Origin of the sequence: [Pseudomonas] carboxydohydrogena, assembly GCF_029030725.1 — a bacterium.
Classification (GTDB): Bacteria; Pseudomonadota; Alphaproteobacteria; order Rhizobiales; family Xanthobacteraceae; genus Afipia; species Afipia carboxydohydrogena.
Window position 1 is genome coordinate 1,919,686 of record NZ_CP113162.1, and the last position, 21,619, is coordinate 1,941,304.

Genomic DNA, 21,619 nt, shown 5'->3' on the forward strand with positions numbered 1-21,619 from the left:
AAGATGATTGAAAGGATCGGAGAGGTCTTCCATGAAGTCTTCTTCCTTGCGCCTGATGGCGCTTGCTATTGCCCTGCTGCCTGTCACGACCGCGACCTATGCGGCGGACGGCAAGGACATCGCCGCGAACGGCACCTCGAACGGCGCGCCGGGCTGCTCTTCATGCCATGGCGAGCAAGGCGAAGGACAGCCCGCCGCCGGTTTTCCCCGCCTTGCCGGGTTGAACGCGACTTACATCGCGCATCAGCTCGCGAACTTCCAAGACAATTCGCGGAAAAGCGACACCATGCAGCCGGTCGCAGCGGCGTTGAGCAATGACGAGCGCAAGGCCATCGCCGCCTATTATGCCGGTCTCAAGGCGCCGAAAGCCGCCGAGGATTCCGCGCCTGACCCCGATCTCGTCAAAGCCGGCGCTTCACTGGCCGCCGTCGGAGACTGGCCCAAAGGGTTGCCCGGATGCGGACAATGCCACGGATCGAGCGGTCTCGGCGTCGGCGCGTCATTTCCGGGCATCGCGGGACAATCCGCCGCTTACATCGAAACCGAGTTGAACGCCTGGAAATCGGGCGAGCGGAAAAACGATCCGATGGGCCTGATGGCCAACGTCGCCAAAAAACTCGACGACAATCAGATCAAGGCGGTTGCCGCTTATTACGCGAGCCTTCCGGTCATCTCCTCGACGATTGCATCGGGCAACAAGCCATGAATGATAATCAGCTGACACCCTCCGCCTGGTTCGCAGGCGTCCTTGCCCTCGCCGCGGCCGGTTTCATCGGCTACACGCTGCCAAAGGCATCGACCGAGACAACAGTGACCGCTGCCCCGGCCTCATCCCCGGCTCCTGCGAAGGTTACGCCGGTTGCTGCAAAGCCTCAGGCAAAAGCATCATCGTCTTACGCGCCTCCTCCGGAAAGCGAGATTCCGAAAGGCCCGTTCGGCGACATGGTGCGGCTCGGCGAAGCGATTTTTCACGACACACAAAACAACGCCAAGGAGTTTGTCGGCAACGATCTGCAATGCTCGAATTGCCACATCGATCGCGGCCGCCAGCCTCACTCGGCCCCCTTGGGCGCTGCGTATCTGCTGTATCCCGCCTATCGCGCGAAGAACGGCCATGTGAATTCGTTTCAGGAGCGATTGCAGGGTTGTTTCCGCTTCAGCATGAACGGCAAGGCGCCCGCCTTCAATGACAAGGTGCTGGTCGCGCTGGAGACATACGCCTACTTCCTCGCCAAGGGCGGCCCGACCGGCGTCGCCGTGGAAGGCCATGGCTATCCCAAATTGAAGCCGCCGGAGAAGCCCGCGGATTACGATCGCGGCGCGCAGGTCTATGCGCAGCATTGCGCCGTCTGCCATGGCGGCAACGGCGAGGGACAAAAATCCGCTGACGGGCAGACCGTGTTTCCGGCGCTGTGGGGCGCGCGCTCCTTCAACTGGGGCGCGGGCATGGGATCGATCAACAACGCCGCCGGGTTCATCAAGGCCAACATGCCGCTTGGTCTGGGAGGCACGCTCAGCGATCAGGATGCGTGGGATGTCGCCACTTACATGGACAGCCAGGAAAGGCCTCAGGACCCGCGTTTCAACGGCTCCGTCGCCGAGACCCGCAAGAAATATCACGACGAGCCGACATCGAAATACGGGATCGTCGTCAACGGCGTGCTTCTGGGCGAGAAGTCCACGCCGTCCGGCACGATCAACGCGGCAAACCCCGACGACAAATAGAATCTTCGCCGCCTGACAAAAAAGCCCCGCTCGCGCGGGGCTTTCGTATTTGTCATGCAGCGGCTTTGTAACCCGAAGGTCGCCTCCTCACGCCGCCTGCAATTCAGGCTCGTAGGCTGCTTCGTCCTCCGGCAATTCGCCGGCCAGTGCGGCCGCGAATTTCGTCTGGTCGAGTTCGTTCTCCCAGCGCGCGACGACGACGGTCGCGACCGCGTTGCCGACGAAATTCGTCAGCGCGCGGCATTCCGACATGAAGCGGTCGATGCCGAGGATCAGCGCCATGCCCGCGATCGGCACCGACGGCACCACCGACAGCGTCGCCGCCAGTGTGATGAAGCCAGCACCCGTGATGCCCGCCGCGCCCTTCGAGCTCAGCATCGCCACCAAAAGCAGCAGGATCTGGTTCGCGAGGCTCAGATGCGTGTCGGTCGCCTGCGCGATGAACAACGCCGCCAGCGTCATGTAGATGTTGGTGCCGTCGAGGTTGAAGGAATAGCCGGTCGGAATCACGAGGCCGACGACCGAGCGGTCGCAGCCCGCGCGCTCCATCTTCGTCATCAGCGCGGGCAGTGCCGCTTCCGACGACGATGTGCCGAGCACCAGCAAGAGTTCTTCCTTGATGTAGCGGATCAGCGCCAGGATCGAGAAGCCGTTGTAGCGGGCGACCGCGCCGAGCACGACCAGCACGAACAACAGCGACGTGACGTAGAACGTGCCGATCAGGAAGGCGAGATTGGCGATCGAGCCGATGCCGTATTTGCCGATGGTGAAGGCCATCGCGCCGAACGCGCCGATGGGCGCTGCCTTCATCAGGATCGCGACCAGACGGAACACCGGATTGGTCAGCGCCTGTAGAAAATCGACGACCGGCTTGCCGTGGTCGCCCGCCATCGCCAGCGCCACGCCGAACAGCACCGAGAAGAACAGCACCTGCAAGATGTCGCCCTTGGCGAACGCGCCGACGATGGTGTTCGGAATGATGTCCATCAGGAAGCCGACGATGGAAGCGTCGTGCGCCTTCGCGGCGTAAGCGGCGGCGGCCTTGGCGTCGAGCGTCGCGGGGTCGATGTGCATGCCCGCGCCCGGCTGCACCACGTTGGAAATGATCAAACCGATGATCAGCGCCAGCGTCGAGAACGTCAGGAAGTAGAGCATCGCCTTGCCGGCGACGCGGCCGACGCGCTTGAGATCCGACACGCCCGCGATGCCGGTCGCGACCGTGAGGAAGATCACCGGCGTGATCACCATCTTCACCAGCTTGATGAAGGCATCGCCGAGCGGCTTCATCGCCGCGCCGACGCCGGGATCGAAATGCCCGAGCAAAACGCCCGCGACGATCGCCGCCAGAACCTGGACATAGAGATGCCGGTAGAACGGAACCTTGCCGTGCTTCTCCACGGCCTCGAAAGTGGTCTGCATGTTAGCCTCCCTGCCCCGATGGCCATGTTCCGCCTCGGGGTCGATTGTTGAACTGTCGCGGCCAACAGCCGCCACGGCAGACATCAGCAACCCCCGTGCCAGCCGCTTTATTTTCTTCAACGCATTGATATTTCTTGATTTTGTTTGCTACTGCGTCCGCCTCAAACCAGTTTTGGGCGATAATTCGCACTTATGGTATTGAGAGATGTGCAGAAAAATGCACAGATACGCCATGCCACCGGCCGCACAGCCAGCCCCTGTCCTCACGCCCGCCCAGCTCCGGAGACGGACCCGCCGTGTCTGGATCGGCTTTGCCGTGCTGGCACTCGCGCTGATCGGCATCACGTTGGTCGTCGCCGGATATTTCGGCCGGGTCCGCGAAATCGCGACCCTCACCGAGCAGGGCCGAACCGACGCCAACCTGAAAGTGGCGCTGCTGCGCGCCAGTCTGGAAAGCCCGCGCGCCATTCCGTTACTGCTGTCGCAGGACCAGCGGGTGCATGACGCCCTCGCCATCGGCGATGCCGCGTCCGTCGCGAGACTGAACGAGAAACTGGAAGGGCTCGTGGCGGGCACCAAGGCCGCCGTGCTTTACGTGATCGGCACCGATGGCGTGACCATCGCTTCCAGCAACTTCCAGGAATCCGACAGCTTCGTCGGCAACGACTATGCCTACCGCGAGTATTTCTTCCGCGCCATGCGCGAGGGTACGGCGGAGTATTTCGCGTTCGGCAGCATCAGCAAGCGGCCGGGCCTGTACATCTCGCGCATCGTCGGCAGCTTGCAGAAGCCGCTCGGCATCGTCGTCGTGAAGATGGAATTCGACCAGCTCGAGGCCGACTGGCGCGAAAGCAACCGCCCGTCTTACGTCATCGACGAGCACGGGGTCGTGCTGCTGACCAGTGTCCCGTCGTGGCGCTTCCTGACCGACGGTAAGCTCTCCGATACGGTGTACGCCACCGTTGTCGGCAGCCTGCAATTCGGCGACGCGCCGCTTACGCCGCTTCCCATTGCCGAGAATCAGGCTCTCGCATCCGGCACCTCGCTGGTGCAGGCGACATTGCCCGGCCGCCGCAATACGAACTATCTCAGGCTGACGACGCGGGTGCCATCGACGCCCTGGCGGCTGGATTATCTGGTGCCTGTCGAACCGGCGACGGCCGCCGCCATGCGCGAAGCGCGCCTGCTGGCGCTCGGCGTCGTCATCCCTCTGCTCGCGCTGGCCGCCTTCCTGCTGTGGCGCCGCCACGCGGCGCAGATGCGCATCGCCACAAGCGAAATGGCGCGGGTCGAACTGGAACGGCGCGTCACCGAACGCACCGAGGATCTGAGCCGCGCCCGCGACCGGCTCGAGATCGAGATTTCCGATCACCGCACCACCGGAGCAAAATTGCAGATCGTCCAGCAGGAACTGGTGCAGGCCAATCGCCTCGCCATCCTCGGACAGGTGACGGCAGGCGTCGCGCACGAAATCAACCAGCCGGTCGCGACCATCCGCGCCTATGCCGACAATGCCCGCATCTTCCTCGATCGCGGCCAGCCCTCATCAGCCGCCGACAATCTGGGCAAGATCGCCTCGCTGACGGAGCGCATCGGCTCCATCACCGACGAATTGAAGGCGTTCGCCCGCAAGGGGCGCACCGCCGCCGAATCCGTCGAACTGCGCGCCGCCATCGACGGCGCGGTGGTGCTGTTGAGAAGCCGCTTCGCTGGACATCTGGACGCACTGAAATACGACCTGCCCGCCTCCGGCATCAAGGTGTCCGGCACCCGCATCCGCCTCGAGCAGGTGCTCATCAACCTGTTCCAGAACGCGCTGGAAGCGCTACAGGGACGCGACGACCCGCGTGTCGAGGTGTCCGTCGAAACCCATGGCGACGAGGTCGCTGTAAAAATCTCCGACAACGGTCCCGGCATTCCCGAAGCCATCCGGCGCGCGCTGTTCTCGCCATTCAATACATCGAAGGAAAACGGGCTCGGCCTCGGCCTCGTGATCTCCAAGGAGATCGTCTCCGATTATGGCGGGCGCATCGAGGTTGACAGCAGCGAACACGGCACATGCTTCACGATCTATCTGGTGAGGGCTCCATGACACAGAGCGCAGCAATGAACGCCTCTTTCTCCGTCGTCCTGCTGGATGACGACCGCGATCTTCTGAAGGCGACCCAGCAGACGCTGGAGCTTGCCGGATTCCAGGTTCAGGCATTCACCGCTGCGGCGGATGCGCTTGCCGTGCTCGACCGGCATTTCAATGGCGTCGTCGTATCCGACATCCGCATGCCGGGCATCGACGGGTTGCAGTTCTTCCAGCGCCTGCAACACGTGGATGCCGACATTCCGGTGATCCTCATCACCGGCCACGGCGATATTTCGATGGCGGTGAAAGCTATCCAGGATGGAGCCTACGATTTCATCACCAAGCCTTTCGCCACCGAGCGGCTGGCGCACAGCGTGCGGCAGGCGGCGGAGAAGCGCCAGTTGGTGATGGAAAACCGCGCGCTGCGTGAGGCCGCAGGCGAAGCCGAGAACGGCCTGCCGCTGATCGGCCAGACACCGGCGATGGAATGGTTGCGCCATACGCTGCGCCAGATCGCCGATACCGATGTCGATGTGCTGGTGACGGGAGAAACCGGTTCGGGCAAGGAAGTCGTCGCAACGCTGCTGCACCGCTGGAGCAGCCGCCGCTCAGCCAACAATTTCGTGGCCCTCAATTGCAGCGCCCTGCCGGAGAGCATCATCGAGAGCGAGCTGTTCGGCCACGAGCAAGGCGCATTCACCGGCGCCCAGAAGCGCCGGCTCGGGCGTATCCAGCATGCCGATGGCGGCACGCTGTTTCTCGACGAAATCGAAAGCATGCCGCAATCGGTTCAGGTGCAGATGTTGCGCGTGCTGGAAATGCGCGAGGTCGCACCGCTCGGCACCAATGAAGTCCGCCCTATCGACCTGCGTATCGTTGCCGCTTCAAAGGTCGATCTCGGCGATCCCGCCCAGCGCGGCAATTTCCGTGAGGACCTTTACTACCGCCTCAACGTCATCACATTGTCGATCCCGCCGCTGCGGGAACGGCGCGACGACATCCCGATGCTGTTCGGTTATTTCACCAACCGCGCCGCCGCGCGCTTCCAGCGGGCCGTGCCTGACGTTCCGGCTTCCGTGCATCGCTACCTGCGCGACCACCAGTGGCCGGGAAACGTGCGCGAGCTGTCGCATTTCGCCGAGCGCTTCGTGCTCGGCCTCGACAATGAAACGCAGGACAACGCCAGAGGACGCCTCGAAAACATATTGCCTCTGCCCGAACGCCTGGAGCTGTTCGAGGCGTCGATCATCCGCGAGGCGCTCGAAAATCATGACGGCGACGTCCGCCGCACCATCGAAGCACTCGGCATCCCGCGCAAGACCTTCTACGACAAGCTGCAACGTCACGGCATCGTGCGCAGCGAGTTCTCGAAAGCCAATTGAACACATCGCCGGAAACAAAAAGCCCCGCTCGCGCGGGGCTTCGTGTTCGGTATGATGCTGCGCCTCAACCCATGCACTTCTTGACGAAGCTGGTCTTGGCCGCGCCGGACAGCGCCTTGCCGTCGGCGCTCTTGGCGTTGTCCTCGCAGCATTTCTTCATATGGCTAACCTTGGCGGCGCCAGCGAGCGGCTTGCCGTCGGCGCCCACCGCCTTGCAGGCTGAATCGGCGAAAGCGGGCGAGGCAACGAAAAGGCTCAACAGGATCGCAAGAGAGAAGCGCTTCATGGGGGTACTCCCGGTGAAATAAGGTCCCCAGCCTATCCGATCCATTTATTCTGACAACAGCCGGAACGATGGAATTTATAGGCTGCTCCGGATCCTGAGGCAGATCACACGAACTTTTTATGACCAGCGTGGTCCCCGGCGCTGCCGGTCCGCGCCCGCTTGGCGGCCCGCGCAGGGTCTGGCTATAATCCTCATTGGGAAAACGCGGCTCGAATTGGGGACATCAGGCTGGGCCATCGTGACCGCGAACATCACAAGACAGGTATTTTCTTCCCGGCCGCCTTCCATGCATCGGCAGACGGCCATGGCCGTCGCGGCCGCATTCATGATCGCCGCGACAGGCGCTGCCTTCGCGCGTGACGCCGGCGACGACGCCAAGCCCGCCAAGGCGGACGCCTCGCAACTGCCGAACGTCTATCTCGACATGCGGACCAACTATTTCACCGTGCCCGCCGGGACGCTGAATATCGGCTTCGGCAATTCGCTGTCGCTGCCCTCATTATCATCCCTGTCGTCGGTCTCGGGTCAGGGAGCCTCGATCGACCTGCCGCTGACTGTCGATTTCAACGAGCGCTTCTCGGTATTCGGGGGGATCACGGCCAGCGCCTCGAAAACCGATCTCACGCCCTGGTCGTCGCTGGCGGTCATAAGCTGGAACGTCGGCGTTCAGGCCGACATCATCGAACAGAACGGCGGGCCGTTCCCTACCGTGACGGTGCTTTCGACGCTCACCAAATCCGCAACCGAAGGCCCGCTGGCGACCACCAGTCTCACCACTGTGGCCGAGGCGGCCTACGCTTTCGATACCGACGAGACGCGAGCCCTGCTCGCGGGTGTGCAACTGACCAATATCCGGGTGGATTCCGGCCTCGCCTCGGTCCGCCCGGCCATCATCGGCTATGTCGGCGCCTATTACCAATGGCCGAGCAACTGGAAACTGACCGGGCGCGCGGGCATCCAGTCCTTCGGCGGTGCGAACACTTCGGCACTCGCCCCGTATTTGCCGTCCGGCCAGTCGCTGCTGTCGCTGCGCTCCTTCACCCAGCCGATGCTTCGGGCCGATCTCGACCGGATGGACGACAACGATAACCGCCTGTTCGGCTTGACCGCGACGGTGTTCTGGACGCCGAAGCCCGCGTTCCAGTTCACCCTGCGCACACCGCTTTATCTGGTCAGGCACTGACGGCCGGACGGTCTTCCACAGCGTCAAATAAGCTGTGCATGACGCGGCTTCGGCCTACGAATCCGCGCCGTTGCAGGCGTAAGTTCCAGCAGTGTGTTGTGGCGAGTCGGCGTCCGTTCCGGGTTCTCCGCTCGCGCGCGCGGAGGGTGTACCCATGTTCAGTCACGTCCAGCTTCGCGATTTCAAGCCCGACGTCGTGATCTGCCCCCATTGTACCCAGCACCTGATGGGCGTGAAGGACGTACAGTGGACCGCCGACCGCGTCTCCTTCACCTATGGCTGCGCCGGTTGCGGTCATGAGATCGACCGTCCCGTGGGGGAGGATGTGATCCCGGCCGCGCGTGTAGCCGCACCCGAGCCGCACAAGCCCGCCAGCGACGACGTGACCGTGATGGAGGACTTCCCCTTCCCGTTCCGCAAGTCGCGCGAAGCACCCCTGTTTGCCCTGAAGGCTGATGATGCCGGTCCGACGGACAACCTCATTGCGGCAAATGATCCGGCCGACGACGATGATGACGACAACGAGATGACGGAGCATCACGACGCACCGGCTCCGTTCGGCTCGATGCGCCTGCTTCCACCGAAGCCGTCATGGATGGAGACGCCGGTGTTCGGCCGCGAGCGCCCCGCTCTGACGCCCAAGCAGGTGTTCGACACCGAGCGCCGCGACAGCGAACGGCGCGATGGTCCGCCGCCCGACTCCGCCGCCACGACCCGTGCCAGCGCGCTGCTGCGCGACGTCAGTATTTTCAGCCTGTAACGGCGGCCTCAAGACCCGCCGTAGCGGAGAGCATCGATGCAGGACAGAGTCGTCGCGATCACCGGTGCATCCGGTGCGCTCGGCCGCGCGGTGGTCGCCGAAGCGGTTGAGCGCGGCGCGCGCCTCGCCTTGATCGACCATGCCGGGGCCCGCAGCGCGCCACGTCCCAACCGGATCGAGATCGGCGGCATCGACCTTGCCGAACCCAGCGAAGCCAACCGCGCGATTGAAGCGGCTGTCACGCATTACGGGCGGCTCGATGCCCTCATCAACATCGCAGGCGCCTTTTCATTTCAGACCGTCAGCGAAGGCGATACCGCGACATGGGAGCGGCTCTATCGTGTCAACACCCTGACCGCACTGAATGCCTCTCGTGCAGCGATTCCGCATCTGATCGCCTCAGGCTCGGGACGCATCGTCAATATCGGCGCGCTGGGCGCGCTGAAAGCGGGCATCGGCATGGGCGCTTATGCGGCCTCCAAGTCCGGCGTGCATCGCCTCACCGAGGCGCTCGCAAGCGAGCTGAAGGGCAAGGTCACGGTCAACGCCGTGCTACCTTCCACCATCGACACGCCCGCCAACCGCCGCGACATGCCGAAGGCGGATTTTTCCGCGTGGGTCAGCCCGGAGGAACTGGCGAGTGTCATCCTGTTTCTCGCAAGCACTGAGGCCAGCGCCGTCACCGGCACATTGATCCCGGTCAGCGGGCGCGTGTAATTCAGATGTTCGCCCCGGCATCGCGGCTCGGCACCACGACCGAACTCGGGAACATCCTGCGGATCAGCATGTAGAAGATCGGCGTGAACAGCAGCCCGAACAGCGTGACGCCCAGCATTCCGAAGAACACCGCGACGCCGACCGCCTGACGCATCTCCGAGCCGGAGCCGGTCGAGATCACCAGCGGCAGCACGCCGAGGATGAAGGCGAACGAGGTCATCAGGATCGGCCGCAGACGCAACCGGCACGCCTCGATCACCGCATGCAGCGTGTCCTTGCCCTCGTGCTCGATGTCGCGCGCGAATTCCACGATCAGGATCGCGTTCTTCGCGGCGAGGCCGACCAGCACGACGAAACCGATCTGGGTGAGGATGTTGATGTCCTGCCCCATCAGCCGCACGCCGATGGTGGCGGCGAGCAGGCACATCGGCACGATCAGGATCACCGACAGCGGCAGCGTCCAGCTTCCGTATTGCGCGGCGAGCACCAGGAACACGAACAGCACGCAGACCGGGAATACATAAAGTCCCGCGTTCGCCGCCGTCACCTGCTGGTACGACAGGTCGGTCCACTCATAGGAAAATCCGCTCGGCAGAATATCCGATGCGAGTTTCTTCATCTCCTCGATGGCCGTGGCCGAACTGGTGCCGGGGAGCGTGTCGCCCTGCAACTCCGCCGTCGGATACAGATTGTAGCGCGCTACGCGATCCGGGCCCGAGATATTGCGGAAGTTGACCACGCTGCCCAGCAGCACCATGTCGCCGGCCGCATTGCGCGTCTTGACGCGCGCAAGATCGGTCGTTTCCCTGCGGAACGGCAGGTCAGCCTGCGCGGTGACGTGATAGGTGCGGCCCAGAATGTTGAAGTCGTTGACGTAGGTCGAGCCGAAATAGGTCTCGATCGCTTCCGTCACGTTCTGGATCGGCACGCTGAGCATTTGCGCTTTCTGCCGGTCGATATCGACAAACACCTGCGGCGTGTCGGCGGTGAACGGCGAGAACACCGCCGTCAGGCCCGGCGCCTTTCTGGCCGCGGCGACCAGTTCCGTCGTCGCCGCGGAGAGCAATTCCGCGCCACGCCCTTCGCGATCCTGCACGCGCATGGCGAAACCGCCGCCGGTGCCGATGCCCGGCACGGCCGGAGGCGGCACCACGATCACAAAGGCGTTCTCGATCTTCGCGAGCCGCTTGCGCAATTCGTCGGTAATCACCTGCGCGGTCAGCCCCTTATGGGCCCGCTCCTCCGGTTCGTCGAACACGGGAAACAGCGCCGCCGCGTTGCTCGCCTGTGTGCGCGTCGCACCCGACAGGCCCGCGAACGCCGGGACGCGCACCACGCCCGGAACGCCGAGCGCAATGTTCTCGATCTGACGCACGACCGCCGTGGTCCGCGCCAGCGACGCGGCACCCGGCAACTGCACCGAGATGATGACGTAGCCGCGATCCTGCGCCGGAATGAATCCCTTCGACGTGCTCACCAGAAGCCACCCGGCGGAGCCGATCAGCACCGCATAGACCGCCAGCATCGCCGCCGAATGGCGAATGACGTACTCGGCGGTGACGGCATAATTGTTCGACAGCCAGTCGAACCCGCGATTGAAATAGGCCGTGAAGCGTCCCCACCACCGCGCGACGATGTTCCATCTGGCGGGCGGCTTCTTCTCGTGATGCGATTCAAGGATGAGCGAGGCCAGCGCGGGCGACAGCGTCAGCGAGCAGAAGCACGAGATCGCGGTCGCGACCGCAATCGTCACCGCGAATTGCTGGAAGAACTGCCCTGAAATGCCGCCGAGAAACGCCGTCGGCACGAACACCGCGCACAGCACCAGCGCGATGGAAACAAGCGCGCCGCCGACCTCCTGCATCGTCAGAAGCGCCGCGTCCCGCCGCGTCATGCCCGCACCGAGATGGCGCTCGACATTTTCGACGACGACGATGGCGTCGTCCACCACGATGCCGACCGCCAGCACCAGGCCGAACAGCGTCAGGTTGTTGACCGAGAATCCGAGCGCGGCCATCACCGCGAAGGTGCCGACCAGCGACACCGGAATCGCAATGATCGGGATGATCGCCGGCCGCCATCCTTGCAGGAACACCAGTACGACGATGACGACGAGGACCATCGCCTCATAGATCGTCTTGATGAGTTCGTTCACCGACTGCGCGATGAATTCGGTCGGATTGTAGCCGATATTGTATTCAAGCCCGGGCGGGAAATCGGCCTTCAGCCTCTCCATCTCGTTCGAGATGTTTTTCGAGGTTGCCAGCGCGTTCGACCCCGGCCGCTGCGAGACCAGAAGCGCGACCGCCGACTTGCGCAGCAGGAAGCTGTTGGTGGTATAGGACAGCGCTCCGAGTTCGATCCGCGCCACGTCGCGCAGCCGCACGGTGCGCCCGTCCGCGCCTGCCTTGATGACGATGTCCTCGAATTGCGATGCATCCTTCAGGCGGCCGGTAAAGGTCAGGCTTTCCTGAAAGGCCCTATCCGAAATCGGGGGCTCGCCGAGAATGCCGCCCGCAATTTGCAGGTTCTGCGCACGGATCGCCTTGAGCACGTCGCCCGCCGTCATGCCGAGGTTGGCGATCTTGTCCGGGTCGAGCCACAGCCGCATCGAATAGTCGCGCGCGCCGAAAATCTGGATGTCGCCGATGCCGTCGAGCCGCAGCAACTGATCGCGCACCTGCCGCAACGCATAGTTTGAAATATAAAGCTGGTCGTAGGCGTCGTTCGGCGACAGCATGAACACGACCATCAACAGGTCGGGACTGTTCTTGCGGGTGACGACGCCGTTGCGCTGCACCTCCTCAGGCAGTTGCGGCTGCGCGATCGCGACGCGGTTCTGCACCAGCACCTGCGCCTTGTCGAGATCGGTGCCGAGCTTGAAGGTGATGGTGATCTTCAACTGGCCGTCGGAGGTCGCCTGGCTGTACATGTACAGCATGTCCTCGACGCCGTTGATCTGCTGCTCGATCGGCGTCGCGACCGTGTCGGACACCGTCTGCGCCGACGCGCCCGGATATTGCGTGGTGACGACAACCGTCGGCGGCGCGACCTGCGGATACTCAGCGACAGGCAGCGTGGTATAGGCAATCGCGCCGACGATCAGCAGCACAATCGACAGCACCATCGCGAGGATGGGCTGATTGATGGAAAGACGGCCGAGGTTCATGGCTTGGCGTTGCCCTTGTCGGATTCCGGCGCATGCGGCGAGACTTTCGCGCCAATGCGCGCGCGCTGTAATCCTTCGATGATGACGTTGTCATTCGCATCCAGCCCTTCACGGATCACGCGCAACCCATCGTCGATGGGGCCGAGCACCACGGGTTTCGCGATCACCGTATCGTCGCTTTTGACGACGAACACGATCTTTCGCGACTGGTCGGTGGCAATCGCGGTGTCCGGCAGCAGCAGCGCCTCGTAAGGCGAACTGCCGAGCACGCGAACGCGCGCGAACTGGCCGGGCAAAATCGAAAGGTCGTGATTGTCGACCAGCGCGCGGCCGCGTAGCGTGCCGGTGCCGACATCGAGCCGGTTGTCGAGGAAGTCCATCTTGCCCATGTGCGAGGGCTTGGTTTCTCCCGCGAGCAGCACCTGTACGGGGTTCGGCGTATCGCGCGAGCTCGGGCGCTTGCCCTCGAACCAGAGTCGGGAATTCTTCAGATAGATGGATTCGTCCATGTCGAAGTAAAGGTGAATCGGGTCCATCGACACGATCGAGGTCAGAAGCGTCGCGCCGCTTTCGCTGCCCTGCACGAGATTGCCGACAGTGACGAGATGGCGGCTGATGCGCCCGGTGATCGGCGCACGCACCTGGCTGAATTCGACATCGAGTTGCGCCCGCTTCAATGCGCCCTCGGCCTGCAACGCGGAGGCCTGCGCGGTCTGCAATTGCTGGGTGCGCTGATCGACCACCGATTGCGAAACCGCGTCGGTCTTGATCAGCGAGGTGGCGCGCTCCAGTTCGCGCCTGGCGAGTTCGACATGGGCCTTGGCGTCCTGCAACTGGCCCTGCGCCTGTTCGGCGACCGCCTGATATTGCCGGGGGTCGATCGTGTAGAGAAGGTCGCCAGCCTTGACGATGGCGCCGTCCTTGAACTCGACGCCGGTGACAAAGCCGGTGACGCGCGCACGAATCTGCACCTGCTCGACGGCATCGAAGCGCCCGCTGAATTCGTCCCAGTCCGTGACAGTTCGTTTGACGGGATGAGCGACGGTAACGGAAGGCGGTGACGCGACGGCCTGCTGGTTCTGGCTCGGGCCGCAGCCCGACAGACCGACTGCCATCAGCGGCGCAGCCATGGCGGCAAGACGCGCAATAGCGGACAGACGAGCGGAATGAAAATGAAAAGGCGTCGCGGATCGTTCAATCATTCAAGTCAGCCCCGAAAGAAACAACACGCATGGCCATCTGAAACGATCCAGATGCATTTTGCAATCGTGCTCAAGCCGAAGCGATCAACGACTGTGCCATGCGAGGCCGGCATATGCCGGTCGGGGCAAGATGGTCACGCGAAGCAACTCGCGCAACCACCTCTAGCCAAAAGACCAAGACGATTCTTTTGTAAAGAAAACCAAAGGCACCGGATCTTCAAATCCGGCACGATGGATGCGGGTTACGCAACGCGGACCTGTGTCAGGAATTCATCGACAGAACGGCGCAACAATCCGGCCTGCTGATCGAGCTCACGCGCCCGTGCAAGAACTTCCGCTGCCGTCGCACCGGTCGCGGCCGCGGCCTCGCCGACGCCGCCGATATGCTCGCTGATCTCATGGGAGCCCGTGGCCGCCGCGTGAATGCTGCGGGCAATCTCGCCGGTCGCGGCGCCCTGCTTCTCAACCGCCGACGAGATTTCGCCTGCGATCTCGCTCATCTGCTTGATGGTCCCGGCAATGCCGCTGATCGCCAGAACGGCATCCGCCGTGGTGGACTGCATGTTGGTGACCTGCGCCGCGATTTCCTCGGTCGCCTTCGCCGTCTGTGTCGCGAGCGCCTTCACTTCGGAAGCGACCACGGCGAACCCCCGCCCTGCTTCGCCCGCGCGCGCCGCCTCGATGGTCGCATTGAGCGCCAGAAGATTGGTCTGTTCGGCGATGCTCTGAATGAGCTGGACCACAAGTCCGATCTTCTCGGCGCCGCCCGACAGCAATTGCACCGTGGAATTGGTTTGCTCGGCTTCGCCGACCGCCTTGCGCGCGATTTCGCTCGACTGCATCACCTGACGCGAGACCTCGGCCACCGAGGCGTTGAGTTCTTCGGCCGCGGCGGCCACGGTCTGCACGTTTTCGCGCGCATTGTCCGACGCCCGGCCCACGACCGAGGCACGCTCGCTGTTGTGGCCGGCATTCGCCGCCATCGATTCCGCCGTGGACTGCATTTGCGTCGCGGAGGTCGCGACCGCCTCGACCACCGCGTTGATGCTGGTCTCGAACCTGTCGGCGAGCGAGGCCATCGCCTCCCGCCGCTCCCCGGCCGAACGCTGCCGGGCATCGTCGTTCTGCGATTGCATCATCTGTAAATGGGCGATCCTGCCCTGCACCGTCTCAACAGCCGCCGCCAGCGCACCGAGTTCGCCACGCTGCGCGGCATAGGGAATGCCGCCGCCAACCTGCCCCGCCGAGATCGCCCGCAAGCTCTCGCCAATCGCCTGAATGGCCCGCATCGGGCCAGCTTTGACGGCCCAGAGAACGAGGCCGGTGCCGATACACATCCCGCCGATCACAACCGCCGCACTCGAGACCGACCCGGCTTCCAACGCGCTTCCCGCATAAAAACCCAAGCCTCCGGCCAGCGCGGTCGCGATCGCGGCGACCGATCCCATTCTGGCAACAAGCGAAAACCTATCGTGAAGCGACATCATGTCCCCCGGGAAAAGAATCGGATTATTCGAGCGGCAAGATAGTACCCCTCGATTGATTGTGATTCCCTTAACCAAACAAAACCGGCCCCGCGCGCGCGGCCTTCCCCACGCCGCGCAGCGCCGGGAAAATCGCCTCTCTCAGGCCGTCTGGGCGCTATTGGGCGCTGGAGGTCTTCTCGCCCGGCTGCTTGCCGGCGATCCGGACGCGATCGCCATCGACCACGCCATCGGCGGGCGTCACCACGATCCGATCCTGCGCCGCAAGCCCGGTCGCGATCTCGATCTCGCGGCCCAGATCGCGGGCTATCGTCACCTTCTTGAAACGAAGGCGATCATCGCCATCGACCGTCGCCACGCTCAAGCCGTCCCGGTTGAAAATGAGGGCGCTGGACGGGACCGTCAGCAGATTGTTCTCGCTCGTCAGGTTCAGCGTCACATCGGCATAGGAGCCGGGCCGCAATTCGCCGCTGGCATTGTCGAGCGTCAACTGCATCCGTGAGGTGCCGGAGCCCACATCGACCGCCTGTGAGGACGATTCAACAACCGCCGGGAACGAACGCCCGACATATTCCGGCACCGAGATCGACGCCGCGCCGCCGACCTTGACGGACGCGAGGTAGCTTTGCGGCACGTTGACGTAGACGCGCAGCTTCTTGATGTCGGAGACGACGAACATCGCGGCACCCGTGCCGGTGCCGCCATTGATCAGCGCGCCGACGTCGGTGTTGCGCTCGGTCACGACACCGTCGAACGGCGCCTCGACACGCTTGTATCCTGCCAGCGCCTGCAACCGGTCGACATTCGCCTGCATCGCCTTGACCTGGGCATCCTTGCTGGACAGATCGGCGGTGCGCTCGTCGATCTCCTGCAACGACACGAAGTTGGACGCGAGCAGCGCCCGGCGGCGCTTCAGCGTGGCGGCGGAGAGTTTCGAGGCGGCCTCCGCGTTGGCGAGGTCGGCGCGGGCTTGCAGCAATTGCTGGTCGAGATCCGGCGCATCGATCTCCGCGAGCAGTTGACCGGCCTTCACCCTGGCGCCGATATCGACCTTCCAGTCTTTCAGGTAGCCGCTGACGCGCGCATAGATCGGCGCGCGGTAATAGGCTTCGAGACGGCCCGGCAAGGTCAGATTCGCGCTCGGCGCCTTGACGCCGGGTTTGGAGACGGCAACGGTCGGGATCGCCTGCGCATCGGTCCACTCGCGCAACCGCGCATTGCCGTTCTCGCGCAGCACGATTCCCGTCACCACGGCCACCACGATCACGGCACCGGCGGCAATTCCCGCGAGGCGCAGCTTGCGCTGTGAAATCTGGACGCGCGGTTCAGACGGCATGAGACATCTCCGGGGAAGCCTGCGGCTTCGCATAACGCTTGTGATGGACCATGCTGAACACCACGGGAACGAGCATGAGGGTTGCAACGGTTGCGAATATCAGGCCGCCGATCACGGCGCGGCCAAGCGGTGCGTTCTGTTCGCCGCCCTCGCCCAGGCTCAACGCCATCGGCGTCATGCCGATGATCATGGCCAGCGCCGTCATCAGCACCGGGCGGCAACGCACGAAGCCTGCTTGCAGCGCGGCTTCGACCGGATCGCCGAGGCGATCCAGTTCCTCGCGGGCGAAGGCGATGACCAGCACGCTGTTGGCGGTGGCGACGCCCATGCACATGATCGCGCCGGTCAACGCGGGAACGGACAGCGTGGTGCCCGTGACGAACAGCATCCAGACGATGCCCGCCAATGCCGCCGGCAATGCCGTGACGATCACGAACGGATCGGACCATGACTGGAAGTTCACCACGATCAGAAGATAGATCAGCACGATCGCGCCGATCAGGCCGAACAGCAGCCCCGAGAATGCGCTGTTCATGGTCTGCACCTGCCCGAGCAGCACCGCGGAGCTGCCTTTCGGCAAATCCTTCGCCGTCTCGTCCAGAACCTTGTGAATGTCGGCGGCGACCGCGCCAAGATCGCGGTCCTGCGGAATCGCGTAGATCTCGACCATCGGCTGGATGTCGTATTGCGTCACCACCGCGCTCGTGGCCGACCGCTTGATATCGGCGATGCCGCCGAGGATCGGCAGGCTCGTCGCGCCGACCGCGTTGATCGGCAGGGTCTCGAGCTTGTTCAGCGAGTCGATCTGGTATTGCGGCGTCTGCATCACCACGGAATACGACACGCCGTTTTCCGGATTGAGGTAATAGGTCGGCGCCACCTGCGATGAGCCTGCCAGATTGACGACGAGACTGTTGGTCACGTCCCGCTCGGTCACCCCGACATATTGCGCGCGCGTGCGATCGACATTGACCTGAAACGCGGGCGCGTTCGGCGACTGCTGGATGCGTGCATCCGCCACGCCGGGAATGCGACGGATGCGCCGCAACAGATCGTTGGCATATTTGAAATTGGCATCGATGTTGGCGCCGCGAATTTGCAGGTCGATCGGCGCGGGCGAGCCGAAATTCAGGATCTGGCTGACGATATCGGCCGGCAGGAACGCGAACGTCACGCCGGGGAAAGCGCGCGGCAACTGCTCGCGCAGCGTCTTGACGTAGATATCCGTCGGCTGGTGGCCTTCCTTCAGCTTGATCTGGATGTCGCCATCCTGCGTCCCGATCACGCCGGTGTTGTTATAGGTCATGTTGATGCCGCTATACGGGATACCGATGTTGTCGGTCATGGTATCCAGTTCGCCCGGCGGAATGGTCTGACGGATGACACTCTGGATGTCCGCGAGCTGATTGGCGGTCTCCTCCACCCGCGTGCCGATCTGGGTACGGACGTGAATCAGGATCTGGCCCGCATCGACGGACGGAAAGAAATTCCGGCCGAGAAACGGCACCAGCAGGAACGATAGAGCGACGAATCCGAAAAATCCCGCGACGAACACGCCGCGATGATGCAGCGCCATTTCCAGCAGCGCGCGATAGCCGTCCCTGAACCGCTCGAAGCGCCGCTCGAAACCGCGCTGGAAACGCACCAGCGGATTGTTGCTCGGCGCGGGCGGAATGGGATTGCCGTTCTCGTCGTGAGGATGCGGATGCAGCAGATACTTCGCCATCGTCGGCACCAGCGTGCGCGACAGGATGAACGACCAGATCATCGCGAACATCACCGCTTCGGCCATCGGCACGAACAGGAAGCGCGACACGCCCTCAAGGAAGAACATCGGCACGAACACGATGCAGATGCACAACAGCGACACGAACGCAGGCGTCACGATCTGCGCGGCGCCGTCGAGGATCGACGTCTCGACCTCCTTGCCCTGCTCCAGATGGTAGTTGATGTTCTCGATCGTCACCGTGGCGTCGTCGACCAGAATGCCGACCGCCAGCGCGAGACCGCCGAGCGTCATGATGTTGAGCGTCTCTCCGATCAGCGACAGACATATGATCGCACCCATCACCGACAGCGGGATCGAGATCGCGATGATGACCGTCGAGCGCCAGCTTCCCAGAAACAGCAGGATCATGATGCTGGTCAGGATCGCGGCGAGGATGCCTTCCTTGGCGACACCCGAGATCGCGCCGCGCACGAAGATCGACTGATCGCCGACAAGACCGATCTTCAGCGTCTCCGGCAAGGTGTCCTTGATCTCGACGATCTTCTTCTTGATGCCGTCGATGATGTCGAGTGTCGAGATCGAGCCCGCCTTCAGCACCATCATCAGCACCGAGCGGTTGCCATCGACATGCACGATGTTGGTCTGCGGCGGATTGCCGTCACGCACATGGGCGACGTCGCGGACATACACCATCGCGCCGTTGACCGTCTTGATCGGCAGGTTGCCCAGTTCGTCGATCCTCAGCGGCGAGTTGTTGAGCTGGATGCTGTATTCGAACGATCCGATCTTCTGCGTACCGACCGGCGTGATCAGGTTTTGCGCCGCCAGCGCATTGGCGACATCCTGTGCCGACAGGCCAAGCGCCTGAAGCGCGGTGGCGTTGAGATCGATCTGGATCTGGCGCAGCTTGCCGCCATAGGGCCACGGGATCGCCGCGCCCGGCACCGTGACGAGCGGCGTGCGCAACTGGTTGGTGGCGAAGTCGGCAAGGTTCTGTTCGGTCAGCCCGTCGCCCGAGAGCGCCAGTTGCAGGATCGGCACGGTCGAGGCGCTGTAGTTCAGGATCAGCGGAGGCGTCGCGCCCGCGGGCAACTGCTTGAGCATGGTCTGCGCGATCGCCGTCACCTGCGCGTTGGCCGTGCGGATATCGACATTGGGCTGGAAGAAAATCTTGATGATGCCGATTCCGGTGTAGGAATTGGCCGAGATATGCTCGATGTCGTTGACGGTGGTGGTGAGCGCGCGCTGGAACGGCGTCACGATGCGCCCGGCCATCTGGTCAGGCGGCAGGCCGGTATAGTTCCAGACCACGCCGATCACCGGAATTCCAATATCCGGGAAGATGTCGGTGGGCGTGCGCAGCGCCGCCAGCGGACCCGCGATCATCAGCAACAGGGCAAGAACCACGAACGTATATGGCCGCCGCAGAGCGATACTGACGAGCTTGTTCATGGGCTGCGCATTCCGACCGGCAATCTTGTGAAAGTCCCCGAAGGGAAGCGGCTCAAAGCCGCCCGTAATCTATACGGAATTCAGGGGGCGTGAGGCAACGCCACAACTGTCACAGTGTGGTGTTCCATGACGTCCATGTGGCTGTAAGAACGTCTCATTTACAAGTTCTCGCACCGCGCCGTACCGCTGCCGGCTTCTAGAATCAGCCCTGCCCCGGTACGATAGATCATGACGTATCTGTATCTGATCATGGCCATCGTCTTTGAGGTCATTGGAACTGCCGCACTGCAAGCGTCCGAGCAGTTCACACGGCCAAAGCCGCTGATCCTGACCGCGCTCGGTTACATGGCGGCGTTCTATTTTCTGTCGCTGGTGCTGCGCACGATGCCGGTCGGCATCGCCTATGCGATCTGGTCGGGCCTCGGCGTGGTGCTGATCACCCTTGTCGGGCTGATCTGGTTCGGCCAGCGCCTCGATGCCGCGGCCATCGCCGGCCTTGCGCTGATCATCGCCGGGGTCGCCGTCATCAACCTGTTTTCCCGAACCGCCGTTCACTAGGAAAGACAAACATGCCCAACCGCAATCTTCTCGTTCTCATCATCGCGGTGCTGATCGCCGGCATCGGCATCCTCGGCTACAACCTCTACGAGGCCAAGAAGGAGCCGAAGGGCCTGCAAATCAACGTCGGGCCGGACGGCCTGAAGGTGCAAAACAAGTGACGCGGGCGGGCATCGTCCGGGCCGGACTGGTTCTTGGCACGCTCGCTCTTGTTGCGGCCGCATCGCCCGCCTCCGCCGAGATCGTCTCGCGCGAGAGCGATATCACGAGTATCCGGCTCGGGCAGCGCATTTGGGTCGACGATGGCAGTTGCAAGGCCGGCGAGATCAAGCAGGTCACCGGCACCAAGCTGACGCCGCAGGGCGTCAGCACCGTCAAGCAATGCGTGTCACGGCGGGGCGCGCGGCCGAACTAGTGTGGTAGTTCAGAAGTTCGCTTCAGTGAGGCGAACTTCGAATTCGGGACACTAGGCCCTATTTCGAGAGGAAGTCGCCGCACTTCTGGATCGAATCCGCCGCGCCCCATGGCATGATCGGCACCGACGAGGTCGAGTTCTTCGGCGAGCCGTCGATCAGCTTGTCCGAGTACACCATGTAGACGAGCACGTTGCGATTGACGTCGCAGCCCCGCACGATCTGCATCTTCTTGAAGAACAGCGAGCGGCGCTGACGGAACATGTCCTCACCCTGCTCGAACTTCGCCTTGAACCGGATTGGCCCGATCTGACGGCAAGATAGCGAAATGTCTGAAACCTGTTCGGCAAGTCCGAGCCAGCCCTTGTAGCCACCCTTCTCCGGCACGGTGAAATGACAGGCGACGCCTTCGACGTCCGGATCGTCGATGCCGTATGTCGCGAGCTTGTCATCGGGGCTGAGCAACTTGAACACGGTCGAGCGGCGGAAGATCAGGTCGGGCTCATCGGCCGCCCGCGCGGGCGCAACGAGGGAAACAGACAGGACGGCGGCGCAGGCAAGACCGCGCCAGAAACAACTTGGCTGGAACATTTGGGCCTTTCAGGCTGGCGCAACCCACACGGGCACAGGCAGCCGGCTGAACCGCAAATAGGCAGCTTTTCGGGGAAAGGAACGCCTTTGTGACCAAAAATCCGGGGTTTATTAATCGGATATCAGCCCTCAATGG

At 63.2% G+C, this 21,619-nt stretch carries 18 protein-coding genes; 10 read left to right on the forward strand and 8 right to left on the reverse strand.

The window, feature by feature from the left end; all coding sequences use genetic code 11:
- The first annotated feature begins 31 nt into the window (after positions 1 to 31).
- On the forward strand, positions 32 to 706 hold the full coding sequence (locus AFIC_RS09305; protein WP_275245960.1) for a c-type cytochrome: 675 nt from the start codon (positions 32 to 34) through the stop codon (positions 704 to 706).
- Positions 703 to 1,725 (forward strand): c-type cytochrome, encoded by a 1,023-nt coding sequence (locus tag AFIC_RS09310; protein WP_275245961.1) that lies wholly within the window; start codon positions 703 to 705, stop codon positions 1,723 to 1,725. Before AFIC_RS09305 ends, AFIC_RS09310 begins: the two co-directional genes overlap by 4 nt.
- 87 nt (positions 1,726 to 1,812) lie before the next feature.
- Here AFIC_RS09310 and AFIC_RS09315 read toward each other — a convergent pair whose 3' ends face one another.
- Positions 1,813 to 3,144, reverse strand: a complete 1,332-nt coding sequence (locus tag AFIC_RS09315; RefSeq protein WP_275245962.1) for a dicarboxylate/amino acid:cation symporter — start codon at positions 3,142 to 3,144, stop codon at positions 1,813 to 1,815.
- A 232-nt stretch (positions 3,145 to 3,376) separates the two neighbouring features.
- On the opposite strand from AFIC_RS09315, the gene AFIC_RS09320 reads away from it, so the two are divergent.
- The gene (locus AFIC_RS09320; RefSeq protein WP_275245963.1) at positions 3,377 to 5,236 is read left to right on the forward strand and encodes a sensor histidine kinase; all 1,860 of its coding nucleotides are present in this window, start codon (positions 3,377 to 3,379) and stop codon (positions 5,234 to 5,236) included.
- Entirely contained in the window at positions 5,233 to 6,603 is a 1,371-nt protein-coding gene (locus AFIC_RS09325; RefSeq protein WP_275245964.1) for a sigma-54-dependent transcriptional regulator, read from the forward strand. Before AFIC_RS09320 ends, AFIC_RS09325 begins: the two co-directional genes overlap by 4 nt.
- A 64-nt stretch (positions 6,604 to 6,667) precedes the next feature.
- Here the strand turns inward: AFIC_RS09325 and AFIC_RS09330 are convergent, their stop codons facing one another.
- Entirely contained in the window at positions 6,668 to 6,889 is a 222-nt protein-coding gene (locus AFIC_RS09330) for a hypothetical protein (RefSeq protein ID WP_275245965.1), read from the reverse strand.
- A gap of 304 nt (positions 6,890 to 7,193) precedes the next feature.
- Here AFIC_RS09330 and AFIC_RS09335 point away from each other — a divergent pair, with 304 nt between their 5' ends.
- The 3 genes from AFIC_RS09335 (at position 7,194) to fabG (ending at position 9,549) form a co-directional block, all read left to right on the forward strand.
- Positions 7,194 to 8,072, forward strand: coding sequence for a hypothetical protein (locus AFIC_RS09335; RefSeq protein ID WP_275245966.1), 879 nt, complete (start codon positions 7,194 to 7,196; stop codon positions 8,070 to 8,072).
- Between the two features lie 154 nt (positions 8,073 to 8,226).
- Positions 8,227 to 8,832 carry a hypothetical protein gene (locus AFIC_RS09340; RefSeq protein WP_275245967.1) on the forward strand — a complete coding sequence of 202 codons (606 nt, stop codon included), beginning with the start codon at positions 8,227 to 8,229 and terminating at the stop codon, positions 8,830 to 8,832.
- Positions 8,833 to 8,868: 36 nt separating this feature from the next.
- Positions 8,869 to 9,549 carry a 3-oxoacyl-ACP reductase FabG gene (gene fabG / locus AFIC_RS09345; RefSeq protein WP_275245968.1) on the forward strand — a complete coding sequence of 227 codons (681 nt, stop codon included), beginning with the start codon at positions 8,869 to 8,871 and terminating at the stop codon, positions 9,547 to 9,549.
- Position 9,550: 1 nt separating this feature from the next.
- Here the strand turns inward: fabG and AFIC_RS09350 are convergent, their stop codons facing one another.
- The 5 genes from AFIC_RS09350 to AFIC_RS09370 all read right to left on the reverse strand — a co-directional run bounded on the left by AFIC_RS09350 (position 9,551) and on the right by AFIC_RS09370 (position 19,921).
- Positions 9,551 to 12,718, reverse strand: a complete 3,168-nt coding sequence (locus tag AFIC_RS09350) for an efflux RND transporter permease subunit (RefSeq protein WP_275245969.1) — start codon at positions 12,716 to 12,718, stop codon at positions 9,551 to 9,553.
- The gene (locus AFIC_RS09355; protein WP_275245970.1) at positions 12,715 to 13,920 is read right to left on the reverse strand and encodes an efflux RND transporter periplasmic adaptor subunit; all 1,206 of its coding nucleotides are present in this window, start codon (positions 13,918 to 13,920) and stop codon (positions 12,715 to 12,717) included. The genes AFIC_RS09350 and AFIC_RS09355 overlap by 4 nt, the downstream gene beginning before the upstream one ends.
- 242 nt (positions 13,921 to 14,162) lie before the next feature.
- Positions 14,163 to 15,368 (reverse strand): methyl-accepting chemotaxis protein, encoded by a 1,206-nt coding sequence (locus AFIC_RS09360; protein ID WP_275245971.1) that lies wholly within the window; start codon positions 15,366 to 15,368, stop codon positions 14,163 to 14,165.
- 193 nt (positions 15,369 to 15,561) lie between these two features.
- Complete coding sequence (locus tag AFIC_RS09365; RefSeq protein ID WP_275245972.1) at positions 15,562 to 16,740, reverse strand: efflux RND transporter periplasmic adaptor subunit; 1,179 nt, start codon at positions 16,738 to 16,740, stop codon at positions 15,562 to 15,564.
- The gene (locus AFIC_RS09370; protein ID WP_275245973.1) at positions 16,730 to 19,921 is read right to left on the reverse strand and encodes an efflux RND transporter permease subunit; all 3,192 of its coding nucleotides are present in this window, start codon (positions 19,919 to 19,921) and stop codon (positions 16,730 to 16,732) included. The genes AFIC_RS09365 and AFIC_RS09370 overlap by 11 nt, the downstream gene beginning before the upstream one ends.
- Positions 19,922 to 20,146: 225 nt before the next feature.
- On the opposite strand from AFIC_RS09370, the gene AFIC_RS09375 reads away from it, so the two are divergent.
- Genes AFIC_RS09375 through AFIC_RS09385 form a run of 3 tightly spaced genes read left to right on the forward strand, consistent with a single transcriptional unit; the run spans position 20,147 to position 20,894 of the window.
- Entirely contained in the window at positions 20,147 to 20,479 is a 333-nt protein-coding gene (locus AFIC_RS09375; RefSeq protein ID WP_420833390.1) for a DMT family transporter, read from the forward strand.
- Positions 20,480 to 20,490: 11 nt separating this feature from the next.
- Positions 20,491 to 20,640, forward strand: a complete 150-nt coding sequence (locus AFIC_RS09380) for a hypothetical protein (RefSeq protein WP_275245975.1) — start codon at positions 20,491 to 20,493, stop codon at positions 20,638 to 20,640.
- Positions 20,637 to 20,894 carry a DUF6719 family protein gene (locus AFIC_RS09385; RefSeq protein WP_275245976.1) on the forward strand — a complete coding sequence of 86 codons (258 nt, stop codon included), beginning with the start codon at positions 20,637 to 20,639 and terminating at the stop codon, positions 20,892 to 20,894. Before AFIC_RS09380 ends, AFIC_RS09385 begins: the two co-directional genes overlap by 4 nt.
- 58 nt (positions 20,895 to 20,952) lie before the next feature.
- Here AFIC_RS09385 and AFIC_RS09390 read toward each other — a convergent pair whose 3' ends face one another.
- Positions 20,953 to 21,483, reverse strand: coding sequence for a CreA family protein (locus tag AFIC_RS09390; protein WP_275245977.1), 531 nt, complete (start codon positions 21,481 to 21,483; stop codon positions 20,953 to 20,955).
- Positions 21,484 to 21,619 lie beyond the last annotated feature (136 nt).